18 protein-coding genes are annotated in these 20227 nt (G+C 61.5%); 7 read left to right on the forward strand and 11 right to left on the reverse strand.

All coding sequences use genetic code 11. The features are described from left to right. The 3 genes from CKO36_RS12990 to mobB form a co-directional block, all read left to right on the forward strand. The coding region (locus tag CKO36_RS12990; protein WP_200284488.1) for an IS1634 family transposase at positions 1–1031 on the forward strand (1031 nt) is incomplete at its 5' end. Positions 1032–1082: 51 nt separating this feature from the next. Further along, positions 1083–1493: a hypothetical protein gene (locus CKO36_RS12995; protein WP_242469594.1), complete on the forward strand. Its 411-nt coding sequence runs from the start codon at positions 1083–1085 to the stop codon at positions 1491–1493. A gap of 61 nt (positions 1494–1554) precedes the next feature. Further along, on the forward strand, positions 1555–2721 hold the full coding sequence (mobB, locus tag CKO36_RS20300; RefSeq protein WP_200284489.1) for a molybdopterin-guanine dinucleotide biosynthesis protein B: 1167 nt from the start codon (positions 1555–1557) through the stop codon (positions 2719–2721). On the opposite strand, the gene CKO36_RS13005 is transcribed toward mobB, so the two are convergent. The 4 genes from CKO36_RS13005 to CKO36_RS13020 form a co-directional block, all read right to left on the reverse strand. Then, positions 2718–3479, reverse strand: coding sequence for an SDR family NAD(P)-dependent oxidoreductase (locus CKO36_RS13005; protein ID WP_200284490.1), 762 nt, complete (start codon positions 3477–3479; stop codon positions 2718–2720). The genes mobB and CKO36_RS13005 overlap by 4 nt on opposite strands. Positions 3480–3545: 66 nt before the next feature. Further along, complete coding sequence (gene ubiG / locus CKO36_RS13010; RefSeq protein WP_200284491.1) at positions 3546–4262, reverse strand: bifunctional 2-polyprenyl-6-hydroxyphenol methylase/3-demethylubiquinol 3-O-methyltransferase UbiG; 717 nt, start codon at positions 4260–4262, stop codon at positions 3546–3548. A gap of 64 nt (positions 4263–4326) precedes the next feature. After that, positions 4327–5610 (reverse strand): RNA-guided endonuclease IscB, encoded by a 1284-nt coding sequence (gene iscB, locus CKO36_RS13015; protein ID WP_200284492.1) that lies wholly within the window; start codon positions 5608–5610, stop codon positions 4327–4329. A 514-nt stretch (positions 5611–6124) separates the two neighbouring features. Beyond that, positions 6125–6961, reverse strand: a complete 837-nt coding sequence (locus CKO36_RS13020; RefSeq protein ID WP_200284493.1) for an undecaprenyl-diphosphate phosphatase — start codon at positions 6959–6961, stop codon at positions 6125–6127. 106 nt (positions 6962–7067) lie between these two features. On the opposite strand from CKO36_RS13020, the gene CKO36_RS13025 reads away from it, so the two are divergent. Both CKO36_RS13025 and CKO36_RS13030 read left to right on the forward strand, forming a co-directional pair. Then, positions 7068–9449 (forward strand): hypothetical protein, encoded by a 2382-nt coding sequence (locus tag CKO36_RS13025; RefSeq protein WP_200284494.1) that lies wholly within the window; start codon positions 7068–7070, stop codon positions 9447–9449. 68 nt (positions 9450–9517) lie between these two features. Next, a complete protein-coding gene (locus CKO36_RS13030; RefSeq protein ID WP_338053478.1) occupies positions 9518–10543 on the forward strand; it encodes an FAD:protein FMN transferase in 1026 nt (341 codons plus the stop codon). Here CKO36_RS13030 and CKO36_RS13035 read toward each other — a convergent pair. The 7 genes from CKO36_RS13035 to bioB are packed head-to-tail and all read right to left on the reverse strand — an operon-like array spanning position 10524 to position 17296. Continuing rightward, entirely contained in the window at positions 10524–11453 is a 930-nt protein-coding gene (locus CKO36_RS13035) for a trypsin-like peptidase domain-containing protein (protein ID WP_242469595.1), read from the reverse strand. The two genes, CKO36_RS13030 and CKO36_RS13035, sit on opposite strands and share 20 nt — an antisense overlap. Beyond that, a complete protein-coding gene (locus CKO36_RS13040; RefSeq protein WP_200284495.1) occupies positions 11453–12706 on the reverse strand; it encodes a D-alanyl-D-alanine carboxypeptidase/D-alanyl-D-alanine-endopeptidase in 1254 nt (417 codons plus the stop codon). The genes CKO36_RS13035 and CKO36_RS13040 overlap by 1 nt, the downstream gene beginning before the upstream one ends. 33 nt (positions 12707–12739) lie before the next feature. Next, positions 12740–13456 carry a dethiobiotin synthase gene (bioD, locus tag CKO36_RS13045; RefSeq protein ID WP_200284496.1) on the reverse strand — a complete coding sequence of 239 codons (717 nt, stop codon included), beginning with the start codon at positions 13454–13456 and terminating at the stop codon, positions 12740–12742. Positions 13457–13462: 6 nt separating this feature from the next. Next, the gene (gene bioC, locus CKO36_RS13050; protein ID WP_200284497.1) at positions 13463–14347 is read right to left on the reverse strand and encodes a malonyl-ACP O-methyltransferase BioC; all 885 of its coding nucleotides are present in this window, start codon (positions 14345–14347) and stop codon (positions 13463–13465) included. Next, positions 14344–15096 (reverse strand): pimeloyl-ACP methyl ester esterase BioH, encoded by a 753-nt coding sequence (gene bioH / locus CKO36_RS13055; RefSeq protein WP_200284498.1) that lies wholly within the window; start codon positions 15094–15096, stop codon positions 14344–14346. The genes bioC and bioH overlap by 4 nt, the downstream gene beginning before the upstream one ends. After that, entirely contained in the window at positions 15093–16295 is a 1203-nt protein-coding gene (gene bioF / locus CKO36_RS13060) for an 8-amino-7-oxononanoate synthase (protein WP_200284499.1), read from the reverse strand. Before bioF ends, bioH begins: the two co-directional genes overlap by 4 nt. Continuing rightward, positions 16292–17296: a biotin synthase BioB gene (bioB, locus tag CKO36_RS13065; protein ID WP_200284500.1), complete on the reverse strand. Its 1005-nt coding sequence runs from the start codon at positions 17294–17296 to the stop codon at positions 16292–16294. The genes bioF and bioB overlap by 4 nt, the downstream gene beginning before the upstream one ends. 121 nt (positions 17297–17417) lie before the next feature. Here bioB and CKO36_RS13070 point away from each other — a divergent pair, with 121 nt between their 5' ends. Both CKO36_RS13070 and CKO36_RS13075 read left to right on the forward strand, forming a co-directional pair. After that, positions 17418–18149, forward strand: a complete 732-nt coding sequence (locus CKO36_RS13070) for a ComF family protein (RefSeq protein WP_242469596.1) — start codon at positions 17418–17420, stop codon at positions 18147–18149. Between the two features lie 962 nt (positions 18150–19111). After that, positions 19112–20188: a hydrogenase small subunit gene (locus CKO36_RS13075; protein WP_200284501.1), complete on the forward strand. Its 1077-nt coding sequence runs from the start codon at positions 19112–19114 to the stop codon at positions 20186–20188. Positions 20189–20227: the final 39 nt, after the last annotated feature.

The raw sequence follows: 20227 nt of genomic DNA on the forward strand, positions 1-20227 counted from the left end.
TTCGCAAGACCGTCAATGCCTATCTCGACCAGCTGCAAGCCGATGTTGGACTGGAGATCCTCATGGCCGACAGCGCGCTCTACACCCGCGACACCCTCCAGGCGATGGACACCTATGCCTGGATTTCGCGCGTGCCTGAAACCCTCACGCTCGCCTGCGAGATGATCCATGCAGTCGCTCCAATGTTGATGCACAAGCCCACGCAAGAGGCCTGTTGCACCTTAGGCACCGTCTATGGTGAGGTGCGTCAACGCTGGGTTGTGGTCTATTCACCGCAGGCGCGCCAACGCGCCCTCAAGCGCCTTAACAAGCACTGCCTTACACAGGGCAAGGCCGAACTCAAGGGCTTCGAGCGGCTGTGCAACATGGACTTCGCCTGCGAGGCCGATGCGCTCAAGGCATTGGAGCGCTTTGAGCACACACTTAAGATTGGCCTGCTCGGCGAGACCTGCATTGAGGCCTTGCCTCGCTACCACAGCCAAGGCCGCCCGGCCCGAGGGCAGGCGCCAGACTTTTATGTCTACCGCATCAGCGGTGCACTGGCCTCGCAGGTGCAGGAGCACCAGCGCCGCCTGGAACGCAAAAGCTGTTTCATCCTCGCCACCAATCAGCTCGATGACTCACTGCTCAGCGCAGCCGAGCTCATCGCCGCCTACAAGGATCAACAAACAGTCGAGCGCGGCTTTCGCTTCCTCAAAGACCCGATGTTCATGGCCGCGACACTCTACCTGAAGAAACCCGAGCGCATCATGGCGTTGATGATGGTGATGACCCTCTGCTTGTTGGTCTATGCTGCCCTGGAACACCGTATCCGCGAGAGTCTCAAGGCACAGCAGGCAACCTTCCCCAACCAGAAGGGTCAGCCGAGTGCTCGTCCCACCGCGCGCTGGGTATTCCAATCTTTCAAAGGCATCCATGTGCTGGTCATTGCCCAGGTCAGGCCGCTCGTGCTAAATATGCAATACTACCACCACGCCTTACTTGAACTGCTGGGATGGCGGTATGTGGCGTTATATTCTGGAAGCGGCTGAGGGGGGTGCGGAATGACGGCATTAAAATCACCATTTTCGAGTAAACCCAAGATGAAATTCTTTCGTGCGCGCAGCCAAGTTTGGGGCATGGCTGTCGTATGCGCCAGCTTGTGTCTCACCGCCTGCGGCCCCATCTATAAAACCGACTACACCTACATCCCCCCTGAGGACAGTGCCAGTCGTCAGTGTCTGAACCAATGTCTGGGGATGCAGGCGGACTGCCGCGCGCGAGCTGAGGACCGTGCCACGCGCGAAAACACGGCCTGCCAGCAAAATGCCATGGTCAATTATTCTGTGTGCTTGGCGACAGCCAAGACCGAGGCAGATCGTAATCGCTGCTCGGCTTCCTCCTACTGCAATCGTCAGCCCGATTTAAGCCCCTGTGACGCCGATTATCGAGCCTGCTACCGCAACTGTGGCGGTACTATCATCAGCCAGCAGCGCTGTATCTCGGGATGCTAAAGCACGGCCAGCGACTCACTAACCGCCACGCACGGCTGGATGCCAGCCAGCGCATATGCTGATGCCCACAGCTCAAGTCGCCCACGTTGGCTTCGCCGCACCGAGTGGCACCGGCAAAACCACCCTGATCAGTCAGTTGGTGCCGGTGTTGCGCGCGCGTGGCTTGCGTTTGGGATACCTGAAGCACGCCCATCACGGCTTTGACCTGGACACTCCCGGTAAGGATACTTATCGTCTGCGTGCCGCAGGTGCTGCCTCGGTGCTCATTGCTTCGCCCGAACGCTGGGCCATGCTGGAGGAGGGAGGACAGCCAGGCCCCGGCGCGGTGCCGCGATTCGAAGCGCTGCTGTCGCGCTTTGATGCCGCCACCACGGATCTAGTGTTGATCGAAGGCTGGCATGGTGCGGCTTTTCCGCGTATCGCAGTGCATCGCGCAGCCAGCGGGCGGGAGATGCGGCGTCTTGATGACCCGGATTTGATTGCGATCGCCACTGATGCGCCGCACCAGATCCCAGGCAATTGGCCGGAAGACTTGCCCCGCTTGCCGTTGAATGAACCTGAGTGCATCGCTGACTTTATTCTGAACCATCCACTGATGACTCTGCACCGCCAGCGCGCGCATCAACCACAGCCGGTGGCTGCGCAGACGCTGCACTGGGCGCCGGCACCGACGGATGTGCGCGAGCAATTGGTGTTCTACTATCGACTCCTGCGCCGCTATGGCTACAACGACGCCCAATCCGGTAATGCCTCAGTGCGCGATGGTGAGTTTTTTTGGGTGACGCCCAGCGGCGCCAGTGGCGATGAACTTTGCCCAGCTGATTTGCTGAGCTGTCCGCTGCATGGAGACTTGCCCGAGCGGGCCTCCTTTGATGCGGCGCTGCATCGGGCGGTTTATCAACGCCAGCCTGAGGCTAGGGGGATTCTGCACAGTCATGGCGCCTATTCCATTGCCGCCAGCTGTGTTGGCACTGAGTTCGCGCCGGTTGATTTTGAAGGGCGGCACTATTTCTCGCGTGTTCCCATTGTGCCGATTCCGCAGTCCTTTGAGGCTTATTGTGCGCAGGTGCCGGAACGTGTGGCCGCAGCGCTCAACCAGTCGTGCGTTGCCATGGTGGCGACCCACGGCGTTTATGCCTGGGGTCAGACGCTGAGAGCCGCTTATCAATGGACCTGTGCTCTGGAGCATTCGGCCAAAATTCAGCGGCTGTTGAGCATGACGCCTTAGGGGCCGCAGGGGGCGCAGAGTTGCTGACCGCTGAGATGGCGACTCGCGGGACCGAGCAGATAGATAAAGCTGGAAGTGACCGACTCAGGTGAGGCATTGTGAGCCGGGTTTTCACCCGGATAGAGCGCGCGCCGCATGGTTGTGTTCAGAATGCCGGGGTCGAGACTGTTGACGCGGATTGGATGGTCAGTTTGATTTTCAGCCGCCAGGGTTTGCATCAAGCCTTCAAGGCCGGCCTTGGCTGCCGCGTAGGCTCCCCAGTAGGCCAGTCCCTGACGGCCGACGCGATCAGCGGTGAACACCACGCTGGGATCGGGCGCAGCGCGCAGCAGCGGCAGGCAGGCCTGGGTCAGCAGAAAGGGTGCAGTCAGATTGACACGCAGCACCCTGTCCCAGTCCTTGCATTCATAGTCATCAATGCGTGTTAGATAAGGCGCGAACGCGGCGCAGTGCGCCAGGCCATCCAGGCGCCCGAATTCCTGGCCCAAGGTATCGGCGGCGCCGATAAAAAGATCCTCGTCACCGTGCTCCATGTCGAGGGGAAAATTGGCCGGCTGCGGTGCGCCGCTGGCTTCAATCTCGTCATAGAGGCTGTCGAGATCGGTGTCCTCGTAGTCGAGCAGCACCAGGGTGGCGCCCTGGTGCGCGCAGGCCAGGGCCACTGCGCGGCCGAGTCCTTCGGCAGCACCGGTCACTAGAATGACACGATCAGTGAGCTGATTGGAGGGCTGCGGGTCGCTTGGCGTGGCTTGATTCATGCTTGGGTCGGTCACTGTGTTCTATAGCTTACAATTGGGGCTTAATAACCGGGGCTTGATAACAGATTAAGCCGCCGGGCGCTGGCAGCTCAACAGATAATTCACGTCGATGTTGTGCGCATTGAGCCGGTAGGTCTGGGTCAATGGGTTGTAGGTCAGGCCGCTGATCTCATCAACCACCAGTCCGGCCTGGCGCACCGCGCGCGCGAGTTCCGACGGGCGCAGAAAACGCGCGTAATCATGGGTTCCTTTGGGCAGCATGTTGAGCAAATACTCGGCGCCCAGCACCGCGAACAGGTAGGACTTGGGGTTGCGGTTCAGGGTGGAGAAAAACAGATAACCCCCTGGGCGGACCAGCTGCGCGCAGGCGCGCACCACCGAGGCCGGTTCGGGCACATGCTCCAGAAGTTCCATGCAGGTGATCATGTCGAAGCTGGCCGGTGCCTCTTCAGCCAGGGCCTCGGCTGAGGTGTGCTGATACTTCACCTGCGCGCCGGATTCGAGCGTATGCAGCTCAGCGATGCGCAAAGGCATCTCGCCCATGTCGATGCCGGTGACCTCAGCGCCCTGCAGGGCCATGGCCTCCGACAGGATGCCGCCGCCACAGCCCACATCCAGCACCTGCTGGCCGGCCAGCTTGACCTTGCGCTCGATAAAGGCCAAGCGCAACGGGTTAATATCGTGCAGTGTTTTGAATTCGCTGTCCGGATCCCACCAGCGCGCAGCCAGTTGCTCGAATTTGCTGATTTCGGCGTGATCCACGTTCGCGCTTGCATGCGTCATGAGTCTTGCGCGAGAAACCCCGTCCTTCAGGGCGGGGAGGCAGAGTGCACCGCGCGTAGCGCGGTTAACCCACCTGTCTCGCTTCCTCCGTTTGGATTGGGGTGAATGAGTAGCCATAGCCGTCGGCGCGTTGCACCACGCGGCAATGGCGGTGTGAAATCCCTTGTACCAGATTCGTTGCGGTCTGGATGTTGAAGCGCCCCGAGGCACGCACGGCCACGCGCCCGACATGGATGCCAGCGTTCTTGCCTGTTGGCATCTCAGCGATTACCCGATCCCCGGTCTGAAAGCCGTGGACGCGCTTCTCGCGCATCAGGTAGCCGCGTGGGAAGCCGAAGCGGTTTAGGCGGGTGCGCTGATAGCGGCCGCGTCCAGTGGCCTGAAGGGTGAGCGTCGGGATGTTCCAGCGATGGAGCGCCGTGAGTGGACCAACACAGGCGGCATCGAGCGCATGGGTCTTGGGAATGCCGAGGCGTTGGCGGTTGTATTTGGTTTGGCCGCCTGAGCCCGTGCTCACGGGCAAGCCCGTGGCCTTCAATCGCTCAAAGAGTGCCCAGCGCGTCGCATTGACCGCCGCCGCATCGCGTAGCGGGGCTTTGGCCTGTGACTGAAGGCGGCGCAGGCGCTCGGGCTGGTTGCTCAGAAAATCCTCAATCGGCTGACGGCCTTTGCGTTGATTGCAGGTGCGGCAGGCGAGCGTGAGGTTGGAGACCCGATCCGAGCCGCCCCGGCTTTTGGGTTGAATGTGCTCAATCTCCAGTGGAACCTGCGTGGCGCCGCAATAGGCACAGGTGCGGTGCCACTTCTCCAACAGATATTCGCGCGCCTCGTAACCGGCGAGTTCACCCTGTTGGTATTCGACTCCGCTGATCTCCGGGTTCTGGAGTGCCTGAGTGTCGAAGCGCACCAGTTCTTGACGGAGGCTGGTGATGGGCGCAAGACGCTGCAAGCGATTCACCCAGTTCAGGGTCGTGTCCAGCCGATGGCGCAGACTGGGAGCCAGCCAGCCTTGAGGCTTGGTGCGATTGTGACAGCGTGGGGCGCGATGGCGCAGGTTCTTTGAGCGCCGCCTCCGACGGAAGGCACGGCGGGCGGTCAATCGCTCGCGAACCGTCTCAAGGTCGATGCGCTCAAGATTGCGCGCCAAAGCGATTCCGGTCGTTTTGCTGCCCGGATCGAGCGACAGATGCAGCGGCTGGGTTTCACCGCCGATGCGGTCTTTGAGACGAATGGTAAACGGATGCAATCGCACCACCACCGCTCGCCCGCGTTCCAATAACAACCGCGCCCGCTTTTCTGAGCAGGGCATCAGGGGTGTTTTTTGTTGGTCCAATACGAAGACAGCCATTTCAATTCCTGCCCTTACGGGCCTGGTGACGGAGCCTGACGGCTCGCTCCCCTCGGGAAGGTCTGCAACCGGCTCCTGCCTTGCGGCAGCGATCAAAACCTTCGGCGCTTTACCTTTCACCCGCATGATCCTGATCTTCCAGAGTCCGGAACTGAGGAAGCATCCCGGAGTGGGTCTCAACGACCTGTTGCAAACGTAGCGGGTTTTCACCGCTTTCCCTGGTCAACCCAGCTTGTCTTCACAAGCTCCGCCCTTCAGGGCGGGGTAGTTGACGAGTGTGCGGGCCTGTCTTGGAGATCGTCAGTGAAAATTGAGTGTTTGAAGCATTTGAGTGGGCTCAATGTGGGGGCAAATCCTGTGGCATAAAGCCTTTAGCTGCCGCTGCGGCGGAAAGCCCTGGTCAAAAACTGATCAAAACGCCGCAAGGCGTTCTTGTCTATCGGAAAAAATGCCCTTGCAGACAGCTTATCCACAGGGTTGCTGGCCAGTCCTGTGCGCAACTGCCAGAACCTTACTATATCCCACCTCCCACCACAGCTAGCCACAGGATGACACCACCGAGCAGCAGCCGATACAGCACAAAGGGCTGCATGCTGATGCGCTCGATCAAGTGCAGAAAAAAGTGAATGGTCGCATAGGCCACCAGGGCGGAAATCAGCGCGCCGCTGCACAGGGTCAGCCAGTCGACCGGCGCCGGACTGGCCAGCAGGTCGCGGGTTTCGAGCGCGCCGGCCAGCAGAATGGTCGGAATCGACAACAAAAAGGAAAAGCGCGAGCTAGCCTGGCGCGTCATGCCAAGCATCAAACCAGCGGTCATGGTTACTCCCGAGCGCGAGGTGCCGGGAATAATCGCCAGCGTTTGGGCACAGCCAATGGCCAGAGCCGCTTTCCAGTCGAGCTGATACTCATCGCGCCGCCGCTGACCGCGCCAGTCAGCCAGCCACAACAGCATGCCAAAGCCAATGGTGGTCGCGGCGATGACCAACATCAGCACCTGATCGTTGCTGCGCAGCCATTCCAGCAGCGTCTTGAGCGGCAGCCCGAGCAGCACCAGGGGTAGGGTGGCGATCACCAGCATCCAGCCCAGGCGGCGATCCTGGCGGTGATCTTGTGAGGGATTAGGGCTTGGCGAGCGGCTAAAAAAAGCCCGGGTGATGCGCCATAGCTCGTCGCGGAAGTACAGCATCACCGCTGCCAGCGTGCCAAGATGCACGGCAACATCGAAAGCTAGGCTTTGCAGCTGATAGCCGAACAGCCAGGGCACCAGAATCAGATGTGCGGAACTGGAGATCGGCAGGAATTCAGTCAGCCCCTGCACCAGGCTTAGAGCTGTGGTTTGGATCATGTCCATTGTGATTCAACATCCTCAATGCAAAAGCCGGAGAATCGGTGGTGGCGCTGCGGGTGTAGAATGACAGCGACGCAACTGGTTCAGTAAGCAAGCCCTGGGGTTTGGGATGCACGACGAAGCTCAACAAGAAGCCGCCCCCACCGCGCCAGCGGCGGGCGGTGAAACTGTCGCGCGTGTCATGACCGGGTTAAACATGCTGTGTGGTCGTGCCGAGCAGCTTGATGCCTTGCGCAAGGAGGCATTGGACTCTGAGTTGCCCACCTCGGTCAATGCGGTGGACATTGGTCTGCACCTCAACGAATTTATCCATCAGACCGAACGTGCGTTGGAGCAGGTGATTGATAGCGATGTTCCGCCACCGCCGGCTGCGGTTGCAGACGCGATTTCCGAGGCGCAATCCGGTCAACTCCGGGTGCCGGATGAGACCGGCATTGCGGCCTTGCCGAGCATGCAATGTGGGCTGGCCGCGTTGCGACTTGAGGTGCGGATGCTCATCAATGGCGTCGATGATATCACCGATGATTTGCAAGATCCTGTCCGCTTGGAGCGGCTTGAAAAACGTCTGGATCACGCGCGGAAAACCCTTGGTGAGTTTTCCGGTTTGCGCGAACGGGCGCAGCAGGAATTGAGTGAGCAGCTGGAAAAGGCTGCGATCGCGAACAATCACCCGACAGATGACGCTCCAGTTGACTCGTTGGCACCGGAGCCTCCTGTCGAGCCGGTCGAAGAACAGACGCAGCCGTTGGTGACCGCCGATGCCGAAGCAGGCGACCTGTTCGTTAGCACAGAGGACATGGCGGAAATTTCCTCAGTTGCCAGCGAACTGCTATCCGTGATCGACTTGGAAGACCATGAGGAGCTGATTCCAGTTGAGGCGATTGAACTGGAGCCTGAGCCTGAGTCCGAGTTAGAGCCCGAATCTGAACCTGAACCTGAACCTGAATCTGAGCCGGATCCAGAACTGGAACCGGATTTGGAACAAGAACCTGACGATGCCCCAGCATCACAGTTACCGCATGCCCAAGCCGAGCCGCAGGAGGATGAAGCCATGGCCGAGTCGCGCGAGACAGCCGCTGAGGCTTCGAGCATTGAAGACGTCACCGAGCCGCCGACTGATCAGCAGCTAGATCAACCACCTGGAAAAGACGACGCTACTATCTTAGATGCGCTGCAAACGCCACAAGACCAAGTGGAGGCGGTTGTCGAGGATTTGGGTGTTGAGAAATCGGCGACCGATGATCTGGGGATGGATGACCTGTTCGACGAAGATCCGTCGCAACCTAGCGCGGATTCCCAAGCTGAAGCGCCAGCTGTCGAAGATCCCTGGCTGGAGGAAACGATGCCAGAGGAAGCAATGCCGGAGGAGCCGATGCCTGAGGATAACGAGGAACCGGCAGTGGCAGATATGACCAAGCAAGACCCACCCGATTCAGAGGTGCCCGAGGAAAACCCCATCATCCCGCCACTCGCCGCGCAAGCCGTCGCCAGTTCAGAGGACGCGGTCGCGGAGGAGGATGCCGCTGCGGCGCAACAACAGCAGGTCAGCGGTAAGTCTTTGCATCAGGCCTGGTCTGACAGCCTGACACAAGTCAAGCGTCACATGGCGCTGGGTTTGGGGGCCGTGGCCGGGTTGGCACTGGGTCTGTTTGGCCTGGGTTGGTGGTTATTGGGTAGCGGCACTGAAGATGGTGGATCCTCGAATACCCTAGCCCAATCGGCGCAACTGAAGCCCGAGCTGGTGCAGGGCATCGAATCACGTCTGGCCACCATTGAAGGCAATTTCGATCGGGTCGATGAGCGGTTATCGCGACTGGAGCAGCAGGCGGCGGCGCGATTGGAAACGGCTGACGCCGCCCGCCGGCAGGCTTCCGGCCTGGCAGCCGTCCGGCCGGTCGCGGCTGAAGTCGAGCGAGGGCGTCAGATGGGCCTCGGCGACCAGTCACTTGTGCCTGAGTCGCTGGAAAATACTCCGGCACAGCTTGCCATAGCGGCTACCGACACAGAAAGTGCTGCTGGAGTTGCCGGAGGCATTCCGGGACAGCTTTCTGATCAGGCCGCCGGTCAGGAGCTAGATCAGAGGCCGGATCAGATGCCCGATCAAACAGCAGACCAGGATGCCGCCGCTTCGCCAGCTGCAGCCGCTATTGTTGCCGCTGCAGCCGCTGCGGCGGCGACTGACGTGGCCGCAAAGCCTAACACGGTCGTGCTGACCTCGGTGCGCTATGGCATACAGATCGCGGCTTTTGCACTGGCAAACAGCGCATTTCAGTTCGCGCTGGAGAAGAGCGCCGATGGCCAGTCGTTGTATTTCTTCCGTTCAGGCCCCGAGGGCAAAATGATTGCGGTGATTCAGGGGTTGTATACCACCAACCAGGAGGTGGCGAATGACCTCCTGGCCCTGAGGCGCGCCTATCCAAAAGCCTGGCCGCGTCGCTTTGATCCGGGTACCAGGCTGACGCTGTTTAAACCGACGGGAGGGATGCCGTGATGCGGCTTAATATCTGGTCTTGGCTGCTGAGGTGTTCTGTACGCGCCAGGGTACTGCTGGTCATCTTGGTGACAATCTGGCTGCTCAGTGCCTGCGGTGATCGCGATCAGACCGAGGTTGTGGAGCTGTATGGGCGCACCATGGGAACCACGTACTCGGTACAAATTGTGAATCCGCCACCTGATTTTGCGGCCCAGACGGTGCAGCAGCAACTCGACGCCGAGTTGGCAGACATCAATGCGCAGATGTCCACCTATGATCCGAATTCCAGCCTGTCGCAATTCAATCAGTCGGGGGTTGGTGCGGAGGCTGCGGAGGCCGGCGACTTCGGCGACTGGTTCCCGGTGCCGGTGGCGCTGGCACAGGTGGTTGAGGAGGCGCAGCAGATCAGTCGCCTGAGTCATGGTGCCTTTGATATTACCGTCGGGCGTCTGGTGAATCTGTGGGGCTTTGGCCCGGAGTTCCATCCCGATCAGGTGCCCACGGATGAGGCCATTGCCAAGGCGTTGCGCCTGACGGGCTACCACAAACTGGCGGTGCGGCTCCAGCCTCCAGCGCTGCGCAAGGCGCTGCCTGAGCTTTATGTCGATTTGTCTGCTATTGCCAAGGGCTATGCGGTGGATCAGCTTGCCGAACGCTTGCAGCAACTTGGTCTGGATAATTATCTGGTCGAGGTCGGTGGCGAGCTGCGCGCCGCCGGGCCGGGCCCCGGCCGACCGTGGCGCATTGCCATTGAGCGCCCGGAAAGTCAGGCGCGGGATGTCTTCCGGGTGGTCAGCCTGCATGACATCGGCATGGCTACCTCTGGTGACTATCGTAACTTCTTTGAAACCGATGGGATGCTCTATTCGCACACCATCAATCCGCACACCGGGCGCCCAGTGACGCATCACCTGGCTTCGGTCACGGTGCTGGATAAAGCCTGCATGCGTGCGGATGCGCTGGCCACCGCGCTGCTGGCGCTGGGGCCGCATGATGGTTTACAACTGGCGGAAGCACAGGACATCCCGGCCTTTTTCATTGAGCGCCAGGCGACGGGATATCAGGCGCAGATGACCCGCGCCTTCGAGCGCCTTACCGCGCCGGCGCCATAATGCGTCGCAAGGCGTGCTGCACGCGGTTGCTCGGCACGGCAAAGCCGATCCCGACATTGCCACCAGCGGGGCCGAGCAGGGCAGAGTTGATGCCAACCACGGCACCGGCCAGGTTGATCAGCGGCCCGCCTGAGTTGCCGGGATTGATGGAGGCGTCGGTCTGGATCAGATCGCCGAGCTGAGCGCCTGGGATCCCGGTACGGCCGACGGCGCTGACGATGCCCGAGGTGACAGTCTGTCCAAGCCCGAAGGGATTGCCGATCACAATGACGAAGTCACCGACTTCCAGTTGATTCGAGTTACCGAAGCTTAGTCCGGTCACTGCAACCGGCGGAATGCGCAGCAGCGCCGTGTCTGACTCCAGATCGCGACCGATTAGTTGGGCGGTGAAATCGCGCCGATCTTTCAGGGTGACGGTGATGTTGGTGGCGTTGGCAATCACATGGGCATTGGTTAACACCAGACCACGACGGCCATCAAGGATGAAGCCCGAGCCGACACTGCGCTTTTTCTGCTTGCCACCGGGGGGTGGCAGCGGAATGTTGAAGGTTTCGAGGAAGCGGCGCAATTCCGGGTCGCGCAGGAAGGGATGGGGCTCGACGGCGACCTCGGAGATCACCGACACATTGACCACTGCTGGGGTGATCTGGGCCAGCATGGGGGCGAGCGAGGGATAGCCGCCCTGGGCTTTGCGGTAAGGCACCTCGGCGATCAGGGCCGGCGCTGCGGCTGTGGTTGGCGGTACGGCCGGTTGTGGGGTGGTTATGGCTGGGGACGCTGGAGAAGTGATTGGGGCGGTGCTTTGGCAGCCACACAGCAGCAGAAGCACGAGCAGCAGCGCCGTCAGCACGCCACTGCGCGGCATGGTTGTGTGCTTGGGGCTGCCAGGCGTGATGGTCATGCGCGGCATCAGCGGCGTTCCAGCGATGGGGCATGCACCAGAGCCAGCGCCAGTTGCCGCCGCAGCTGATAGGGCGCGGCCTGGTTGATCATCAGGCTAAAGGGAATCCAGCCCTGCGGGCGTTTGACAAAGCCGGCGTAGCAGCTGACCCCGCTCAGGGTGCCGGTCTTGGCCCGCACCCCGGGTGCCGCGTCTTGCTCGGGCAGCAGTGCGCGATACGGGGCCATGGCGCCGAGCAGGTCGATTATTTGTGCACCGCTGAGACGATTGCCGCGCGACAGACCGGCGCCGTCCTCAATGCGCGCGGTGCGCCAGCCAAACCTTTGTTGCACCCAGTGTTCCATGTAGCGCTGCGCCTGCGGAAAACTGCTGTGCCCATGCTGTTCGCCCAGTAGTAAAAACAAATTGTTGGCGACAAAGTTATTGGAATACTTGAGCATGTCACGCAGGGTTTGTTCAAGGGGCTGGCTGTTGGCGTAACGATACAGTGACCGGGCACTGGCGGGAACCGGCGCAATGATCGGCGCCGTGGCGTCGATCTGAATGCCAGCCTGCTCCAGCTTGATGGTCAGCACCTCAGCAAAATGGTGCAGCGCCTGGGCGCGGGTGCCGAGGTTCAGCCGATGACGGCCGGCGGCCAGTCCGGCGCCCAGACGCTGGCCGGTGGCGGTCAGCGGCGTTTGCGGCTCGCCGCTGCGGATGCCGATGGAGTCGATCTGGAGGTTGACGGTGTTGAAGTTGACCGCCAGAGCGGAGAGCGGAGCGTCGTAGGGATTGTTGGTGCGCGAGCGGCCCGGCACCCGCAGATCGCTGGCGTAGAGGGTATCATCGAGCCCCAGACCGCTCAGGTGTTTCAGGCCCTGCTGCGCTAGGGTTGGCACCAGCGCCTGCACCAGGCGGTCGAGTTCCTCCGCCACTAGATAAGGATCGCCACTGCCTTTGATCCACAGGCGCTGCTCGGCATCGAGCCACAGTTCGGTGCTGAAGCGATGCGCCAGCCCCCAGCGCTCGATGGCGGCCAGGGCGGTCACCAGCTTCATGGTGGAGGCAGGGATCATGGGCGTGTCGGCGTGGTGACTGATCAGCCGGTGTTGAGCTGGCCCGACCACCAGGCTGGCCTGGGCCATCCCCAGCACCTGCTCAATGGGGTCAGCCAGCGCTGGTGCTCCCCCAAGCAACAGAACGGTGCACAGCAGCCCCAGGATCCTGACGTTCAGGCGGGGGCGATGGTGGATGCGAAGATCGGTGCTCAGAGTCATCATGGCTGTCTCGCGCCGGCGTTTAAGTGACGCTATTCAAGTAACGGTATTGAAGTGATTTTGTGCCACCAGCAGGGCCGCGTCCAACTGCGGGGCCACCCAGGCGGGTGTCGGCGCCGCCCGATACGGAATCACACCCAGGCAGGGCGCTGACAAATGCGCCCTAAGGGTGGCGATGTTGTCGACCAGGGCAGGCATTTCGGGTTCGACTTGGGTGGCAACCCAGCCGCTGAGTTGGCAGCCGTCGGCGGCGATGGCAGCGGCGCTGAGCAGGGCATGATTCAGGCAACCGAGCCGCATACCCACGACCAGGACCACCGGGAGCGGCGTCGTACCGCCCAACAGCGGCGGCAGATCACGCACCAGGCGCTGATCGCCAAGCGGCACATGCCAGCCGCCGACGCCCTCGACCAGTACCCAGTCGGCCGCCGCGCTCAGCGCGCGATAGGCCTTGCTGATGGCGGCGGGGTCGATGGGCTGGTGGCTGTGCGCGGCGGCGATATGGGGAGCGATGGGCGCTGCAAAGGCGCATGGATTGATCTGCGCATAGGGGACTGCTTGACTGCCCGCCTCCAGCAGCGTCAGCGCATCGGCATTGCGCAGCCCGGCGGCGGTGTGCTCGCAGCCGGAGGCGATGGGTTTCATGCCCAGTACCCGCGCCCCCTGCGCGCGCAGGGCCAGCATCAGGCCAGCGGTGATCAGCGTCTTGCCCGCGCCGGTATCGGTGCCGGTGATAAAGAGGCCGCGACTCATGCTGGGCTAACGAGACTTCGGAGCGCGGCCAATGGCGCTGACCGGGATGCTGGTGATCGACGCCGCTGGAGACTTCTGCGCTGGCATCCACGCCAGCCCATAGATGACCTCCCAGGTGGAGGGCAGGCGACCATCCTGGCGCAGGTGCTCATAGGCAGCGGTCATGCGCCGCAGCCGTTCGCGCCCGGTGAGGCCGCGCGGGCGGCGCTGCAAGCGGTTCTGGGTGCCCAGGGCTTTCATGTCGGCCATCAGGTCGCTCACTTGGGTATAGGTCAGCGTCAGGCGCTCGCAGTCCATCACCGGATCGGCAAAGCGTGCATGCACCAGGGCGTCGCCAATATCATGCATATCGAGAAATTCCGCGACATGCGCCTCCGCATCGGCCTCAGCCCAGGCGTGGCGCAGTTCAATCAGGGTGTCGGGGCCGAAGGTGGTGAACAGTAGCAGGCCGTTGGGTCGCAGTACGCGATGGAGTTCGGCGAAACAGCCGCTCAGGTCATTGGACCATTGCAGGGTGGCATTGGAGACGATCAAATCAACGCTGTCAGCGGCCAGCGGCAGGCGATCCATGTCGGCGCAGAGCGCGCGCGGGCGGTTGCGCCAGTAGCCCCGGCGGCGGGCTTGGGCGAGCATGCCGAGGGCGAAGTCCAACGCCAGCACCTGAGCACCGCGATAGCGGCGGCACAGATCATCCAGTGCCAGTCCGGTGCCACAGCCGAGATCCAGCACGGTATTGGGTTGCAGGCGCACATAGTCCAGGCGCTCCAGCAGGCGCTGGCTGATTTCGCGCTGCAAGACCGCTGCGGCCTCATAGCTGCTGGCGGCGCGCTCGAAGGAGCGACGCGCGGCGGCCTTGTCGATCTGTTCAGCTGGGGCCTTGGGCGCGCTCAAGTGTCAATCCCGGCCAAAAAGGCCTGGATGCGCTCGGTCACGGCATCCGCATGGGAGAGAAAGGGCGCATGGCCGGCGCCGGCTATGACGTCGCTCTGTGCCGACGGATGCAGGATACCAATGCGTTCGGCCAGGGCGGCTGGCACCAGAGTGTCACGTTCGCCAAATAGCCACAGGCTCGGCTGGCGAATGTCCGGCAGTGGGCCGCGCAGGTCTTCCTCTTGCAGCAGTTCGAGGCCAATGCGCAGTGCCTCGGGATCTGCGGCGGGGGCGCCGGCCAGCGCCTGGCGCAGTTGTTTCAGCCGTTGCGGGGCCTGCTCGCAACCGCGCACTTGCAGGGTCAGGAAGCGTTGCAGGGTGCTGTCCTGATCGGCTTGCAGGCTAGCGTGAAATTGCGCCAGGGTGGCGCTCGGCATGGCCACTCGCCAGTCAGTCGCCTGGGTGAAACGGGGTGTGGTGCCGATTAGGATGAGCGCACTGACCCGTTTGGGAGCCTGGCGAGCGGCCTGGAGAGCCACCAGACCACCCAAGGACCAGCCAACCCAGATGGCGCGCTCAGGTGCCTGCTCCAGACAGGCCTCGGCCCAGTCGGGCAGGGTGGTGCAGTTATCTGGCCAGGGATGGCCGCCATGGCCGGGCAGTGTGAGGAGGTGGCGCGGGTGCCCGGCGGCCAACGCCGACGGCAGTGCGGACCAGACGGCCGGGTTCATGCCCCAGCCATGCAGCAGAACAAGTGGATCAGCGGTCATGATGCTTTGTTGGGGGTTGGAGTCTCGGTTGGGGACGGATGATCGGGCAGACCGGCCAGGGCGTCGAGCAGCCGCTCGACATCGGCCGGCTGGTGATTGGCCGAGAAACTGATGCGCAGCCGCGCCTGTCCCTGGGGGACGGTCGGCGGACGGATGGCGGGCACTAGCAGGCCCTGGGCTTCGAGCCGCTGGCTCCAGTCGAGCGCCTGGGCGGTCTCACCGGCCAGCAGTGGTTGGATGGGGGTGTTGGAGTCCAGGCGTCGCAGGCCGAGTTCCGCCGCGCCCTGACGGAACTGCGCGATCAGCGCTTGCAGCTGCTCGCGGCGCCAGTCTTCGCGCTGCACCAGCTCCAGGGCGGCCAAGCTGGCGGCGGCCACAGCGGGCGGCAGGGCGGTGGTGTAGAGATAGCTGCGCGCGCGCTGGATCAGGGTTTCAATCAGGGCCTCGGAGCCGGCGACGAAGGCGCCGAAGGTGCCAAAGGCTTTGCCCAGGGTGCCAACCAGAATGGGCACCTGTTGATCATCCAGTCCAAAGCTGGCCAGGGTTCCGCGCCCCCCCGGTCCCGTTACCCCTAGTCCATGTGCATCGTCAATCAGCAGCCAGGCGCCAGCACGCTGTGCCGCAGCGACGAGTTCCGGCACTGGGGCGCAGTCACCATCCATGCTGAAGATGCCATCACTGGCGATCAGAGCGATGGGCTGGCTGGTATCCGCACCCGGGCTGCCGAGGAGGCGCTCAAGATCACTGGTGTCGAGATGGCGATAGCGGCGCATGCGCGCACCGCTGAGGCGGGCACCATCAATCAGCGAGGCATGATTGAGCCGATCACAGAGGATCTGCTCGCCCCGTCCAGCAAGCGCGCTGATGACGCCGAGATTGGCCATATAACCGGTCGAGAACAGCAGGGCACGCGGGCGTTCGACAAAGTCAGCCAGCGCTTCTTCGAGCTGCTGGTGGTAGCGGCTGTGCCCGTTGATCAGGTGCGAGGCGCCGCTGCCAACGCCGAAGTCGTCTGCGGCGTGCTGGAAGGCATGAACCACTTGCGGATGCCCGGCCAATCCGAGGTAGTCATTGCTGCAAAAGGTCAGCAGCGAGCGCCCCTCGACCTGCATGCGCGGGGCCTGGGCGCTGTCGCAGCAACGCCGGCGCCGATAGAGGTGGCGGGCGCTGAGGTCGGCCAGCTCGGCGGTGAGGGTCATTTGAAGCAGCCACCCGGCTGATCGCGGCCTTCCTCGGGCATGGCCTCGAACTGCAACCCCAGGCGCTCAAACAGCGCCCGGTCGCGCTGGGCGTCGGCGTTGTCGGTGGTCAGCAGGCGTTCGCCATAAAAAATTGAATTGGCACCGGCCAGATAGCACAGGGTTTGCAGTTCATCGCTCATGGTTTCGCGACCGGCAGACAGGCGCACATAGGAGCCGGGCATCATCAGGCGCGCGGCGGCCACCGTGCGGACAAATTCAAGCGGATCGAGTTCCGGTGCCTCGGCCAGAGGCGTACCTTCGATTTTGACCAGCAGATTAATGGGAACGGATTCTGGATGCGCTGGCAGATTGGCGAGCTGACACAACAGGCCGGCACGATCAGCGCGCGATTCTCCCATCCCCAGAATGCCGCCGCTGCATGTTTTGAGACCAACCGCACGGATATGCTCCAGGGTGTCCAGGCGCTCCTGATAGGTGCGGGTGCTGATCACCTGGCCGTAGAATTCCGGTGAGGTGTCCAGATTGTGATTGTAATAATCGAGTCCGGCGTCTTTCAGGCGTTGCGCTTGGGCGAGGTTGAGCATGCCAAGGGTGACACAAGTTTCCAGCCCCAGGGCATGCACGGCCTCGATCATAGCGATGACCTGGGTCAGATGGGTGTCGCTGGGGTTGCGCCAGGCTGCTCCCATGCAGAAGCGGGTGGCGCCGGCCGCGCGGGCTGCACGCGCAGCGGCGGTGACTTCATCGAGGGCCAGCAGGCGTTCGCGTTCGAGCGCGGTGTCATGGCTGGCGCTTTGGGCGCAATAGCCGCAATCTTCCGGGCAGGCGCCAGTTTTGATGCTCAGCAGGGTGCTGACTTGCACTCGGTTGGGGTCGAAGTGCTGGCGATGCGCCTGCTGGGCGGCAAAGAGCAGATCGTTGAAAGGCTGATTGAGCAGGGCTTCGGCCTGGGGCCGGGTCCAGTCATGGCGCGCGTGGGGGACGACATCCAAAGGCATGGCAGGAAATTCCGTGAACAGAGGCCCGGAACGCGTCGCAGCGTCGGCTGCATGCGCCGGGGCAAAGGCTGACAAGCTTAAAGCCGCTGTCGCCGCTGTCAACCATCAGAGCCTAACTCGGTTGACAACGGCCTTGGGCCGCAGCGGTGGGCGTCTGTTGCGCTTGGCGCTTGAGGTCGCTTATCCGCCGACCTGCGTGCTGTGCGGTGCCCCGGGTTGGGGCGAGCTGGATCTGTGCCAGGGCTGTCTGGCGGATCTACCCGGCTTGGCGCCGAGTTGCGGCCACTGCGCACGACCGCTGGCGCAAGGAATGCCAGATGGCGCAATCTGTGGTCAGTGTCAGCACCGGCCGCCGCCCTATGATCGCTGTCTCGCCTGTTTTCGATATCAGGGTCTGGTGCGCAAGCTGATGGGTGATTTTAAGTTTCGCCAGCGCTTGGCATTGGCGCGACTGTTCGGTCAACTCCTGGCTGAGACCGCACGCTGGGAGTCGGAGAGCTGCTTGCCAGAACAGCTGGTGCCGGTGCCGCTGCATCCCTCGCGTCTGCGCCAGCGCGGCTACAATCAGTCACTGGAGGTCGCACGGGTGCTTGGGCGCGCGCTGGGCGTTGACGTCGAGTCGCAGCTGGTGGAACGGGTGATCGCCACACCACCACAGCTGGGACTCGCCCGCGAAGCCCGCTTGGTCAATGTGCGCGATGCCTTTCGGCTGCGCCACCCGGTGACCGCCGGACATCTGGCGATCATTGATGACGTGGTCACCACAGGCGCTACTGTTGGTGAACTTGCACGCCTGCTGAAAGCGGCCGGCGCGCGGCGCGTCGATGTCTGGGCCATTGCCCGCACGGGTTAATACTCACGGGTTTGCTGCTCATCATTTCCGCAGTGGTGACGAGGCGTTTAATGCAGGGCTGATGTTGTGATCTGGTGCGCTTTACAGGTATATCGCAATATACTAATATTAGAGATAGGTTAAGTTGTTATGTGGCTCTGCGCAGTTTTCAAAGCCCTTCGACTAGCCGCTGGATGCTGTTTTTCCAGGTGCTTGTGTAAAACCTTAGCCAGTTTCCGGAGACTGTCATGAAAGCGATCGCAGTGATTCGTCAGTTGACCTTTAGTGAGATTGTTTCTATCGCCGTCGTCACTATGGCGCCGATTGTACTGCTGTACTCAATCCTTGCCTGAGTGTCATCGCTAACCCTCATGGGGATCACCACCCCAGAGGATGAAAGTGTTGTTTCACAGTAAGATTTGCCGGGTTGCCAGCCAGATGTTCTGATGGCCCGGTGAATCCAAGCTGTTTTTTCCTCTCCCCCTTCTTTTCCTCTTCTTCCTTCCTCCCTTAATCGTCAACAGCCTTGTTCAGGCTTGTAGCTGCATTGCATGGTGCTTGGGCCAGCGCGATGTCAGGTATTTTGCACGCTACGATTTTATTATTTTGGTACATACTAATGCCTTTTCAGAGGGGCTCTGAATGTGGTTTTGTTTAGTATGTAATTTAAATTCTTTTGTCAGAATTTCTGAATATAAAAAGTTGCTTATTTACCCAGTTTACTATTTAAAATTATTCTTATATTTATCTGATTTTTAAGGTTTTTAACTATTTTATGATTTGTGTCAACTAAACGAAAAAGACTGATTGCGAGATTGTTGAGTCTTGTTTAAATTCAATATCACCATCTCGGGCACGGATGGCACAAAGGTGCTCATGAAGGTTCTATCGCCTGGCTCTATACCTTAGCTGACAGTCCGTTGAACTTTCCCGAGCATTTTGCGCATCCGTGGTTTTCCCCAAACTCGCAACAGGAGGCGCTCATGTCAAATTCGCCCAGCCTCGGTGAAGTTCTTGACAGCCAGGGGTTCAGTCGCCGGGATTTCTTGCGGTTTTGCACCGCAGCGGCGTCGGTGATGGCGTTGCCAGCGAGTATTGCGCCAACTATGGCTGAAGCCTTGGCGGCAACGCGACGCCCATCGGTGATCTGGTTGTCCTTTCAGGAATGCACCGGTTGCACTGAAGCGCTGACGCGTTCTGCGGCGCCCAGCATCGAATCACTGATCTTTAACTTCATCTCACTCGACTATCACCACACCCTGCAGGCCGCTGCCGGCGATGCCGCTGAGCATGCGCGTGAGCAGGCGGAAGAGGCCAATGCCGGGCAGTATCTGGTGTTGGTGGATGGCTCGGTGCCGACCCGGGCGCACTGCTCGACCATTGCCGGGATCAGCAATCTCGACATGCTCAAAACCTCGGCGGCCAACGCGGCGGCCATCATCAATATCGGCACTTGCTCGGCTTATGGCGGCCTGCCAATGGCTGAGCCCAATCCAACCGGCGCCGTGCCAGTTGGCGAGATCATCACCGATAAACCCATTGTCAATGTGCCCGGCTGCCCACCCATGCCATTGGCGATTACGGGGGTGATTGCGCATTACCTGACGCTGGGTCAGTTGCCTCCCACGGATCATCTCGGTCGTCCGCTGGCATTCTTCGGCGAGAACATCCACGACCGTTGCTATCGTCGGCCGTTCTATGACCGTGGTCAGTTTGCCGAGTCCTTTGATGATGAAGGCGCACGCAAGGGCTGGTGCCTGTACAAGCTCGGCTGCAAGGCGCCGGTGACCTATAACGCCTGCGCCAATCTGAAGTGGAATCAGGGCACCAGCTTCCCGATTCAGTCCGGACATGGCTGCCTGGGCTGTTCCGAGCCGCGCTTTTGGGATGCCGGTGGTTTTTATGAATCCGTCGCACGCGGCCGTTTCGAAACCGGTTCCAAGCTCGGCTTGGCCGCAGCTGGCGGTGCGGCCGCCGGTGCAGCGGCGGCTGTCTTGGCACAGCGCAAGAAAAAACGTCTGGCGGCGGAACATGCCGAGCAGGACAGCGACGCGCATTAGTGCCAGTGCCCTGGCGTCAGCTACATAAGATGATCATTC

The organism is Rhabdochromatium marinum, assembly GCF_016583795.1.
In the GTDB taxonomy this organism is placed as follows: domain Bacteria; phylum Pseudomonadota; class Gammaproteobacteria; order Chromatiales; family Chromatiaceae; genus Rhabdochromatium; species Rhabdochromatium marinum.

What these genes read in the sequence shown, in the direction of transcription:
- mobB (WP_200284489.1), top strand. Translation starts at nt 1,555, where the DNA reads ATGCCCACAGCTCAAGTCGCCCACGTTGGCTTCGCCGCACCGAGTGGC.
- CKO36_RS13005 (WP_200284490.1), bottom strand. Translation starts at nt 3,479, where the DNA reads ATGAATCAAGCCACGCCAAGCGACCCGCAGCCCTCCAATCAGCTCACT.
- bioH (WP_200284498.1), bottom strand. Translation starts at nt 15,096, where the DNA reads ATGACCGCTGATCCACTTGTTCTGCTGCATGGCTGGGGCATGAACCCG.
- iscB (WP_200284492.1), bottom strand. Translation starts at nt 5,610, where the DNA reads ATGGCTGTCTTCGTATTGGACCAACAAAAAACACCCCTGATGCCCTGC.
- CKO36_RS13040 (WP_200284495.1), bottom strand. Translation starts at nt 12,706, where the DNA reads ATGATGACTCTGAGCACCGATCTTCGCATCCACCATCGCCCCCGCCTG.
- CKO36_RS13075 (WP_200284501.1), top strand. Translation starts at nt 19,112, where the DNA reads ATGTCAAATTCGCCCAGCCTCGGTGAAGTTCTTGACAGCCAGGGGTTC.
- ubiG (WP_200284491.1), bottom strand. Translation starts at nt 4,262, where the DNA reads ATGACGCATGCAAGCGCGAACGTGGATCACGCCGAAATCAGCAAATTC.
- CKO36_RS13035 (WP_242469595.1), bottom strand. Translation starts at nt 11,453, where the DNA reads ATGCCGCGCATGACCATCACGCCTGGCAGCCCCAAGCACACAACCATG.
- bioD (WP_200284496.1), bottom strand. Translation starts at nt 13,456, where the DNA reads ATGAGTCGCGGCCTCTTTATCACCGGCACCGATACCGGCGCGGGCAAG.
- CKO36_RS12995 (WP_242469594.1), top strand. Translation starts at nt 1,083, where the DNA reads ATGAAATTCTTTCGTGCGCGCAGCCAAGTTTGGGGCATGGCTGTCGTA.
- bioB (WP_200284500.1), bottom strand. Translation starts at nt 17,296, where the DNA reads ATGCCTTTGGATGTCGTCCCCCACGCGCGCCATGACTGGACCCGGCCC.
- CKO36_RS13025 (WP_200284494.1), top strand. Translation starts at nt 7,068, where the DNA reads ATGCACGACGAAGCTCAACAAGAAGCCGCCCCCACCGCGCCAGCGGCG.
- bioF (WP_200284499.1), bottom strand. Translation starts at nt 16,295, where the DNA reads ATGACCCTCACCGCCGAGCTGGCCGACCTCAGCGCCCGCCACCTCTAT.
- CKO36_RS13020 (WP_200284493.1), bottom strand. Translation starts at nt 6,961, where the DNA reads ATGGACATGATCCAAACCACAGCTCTAAGCCTGGTGCAGGGGCTGACT.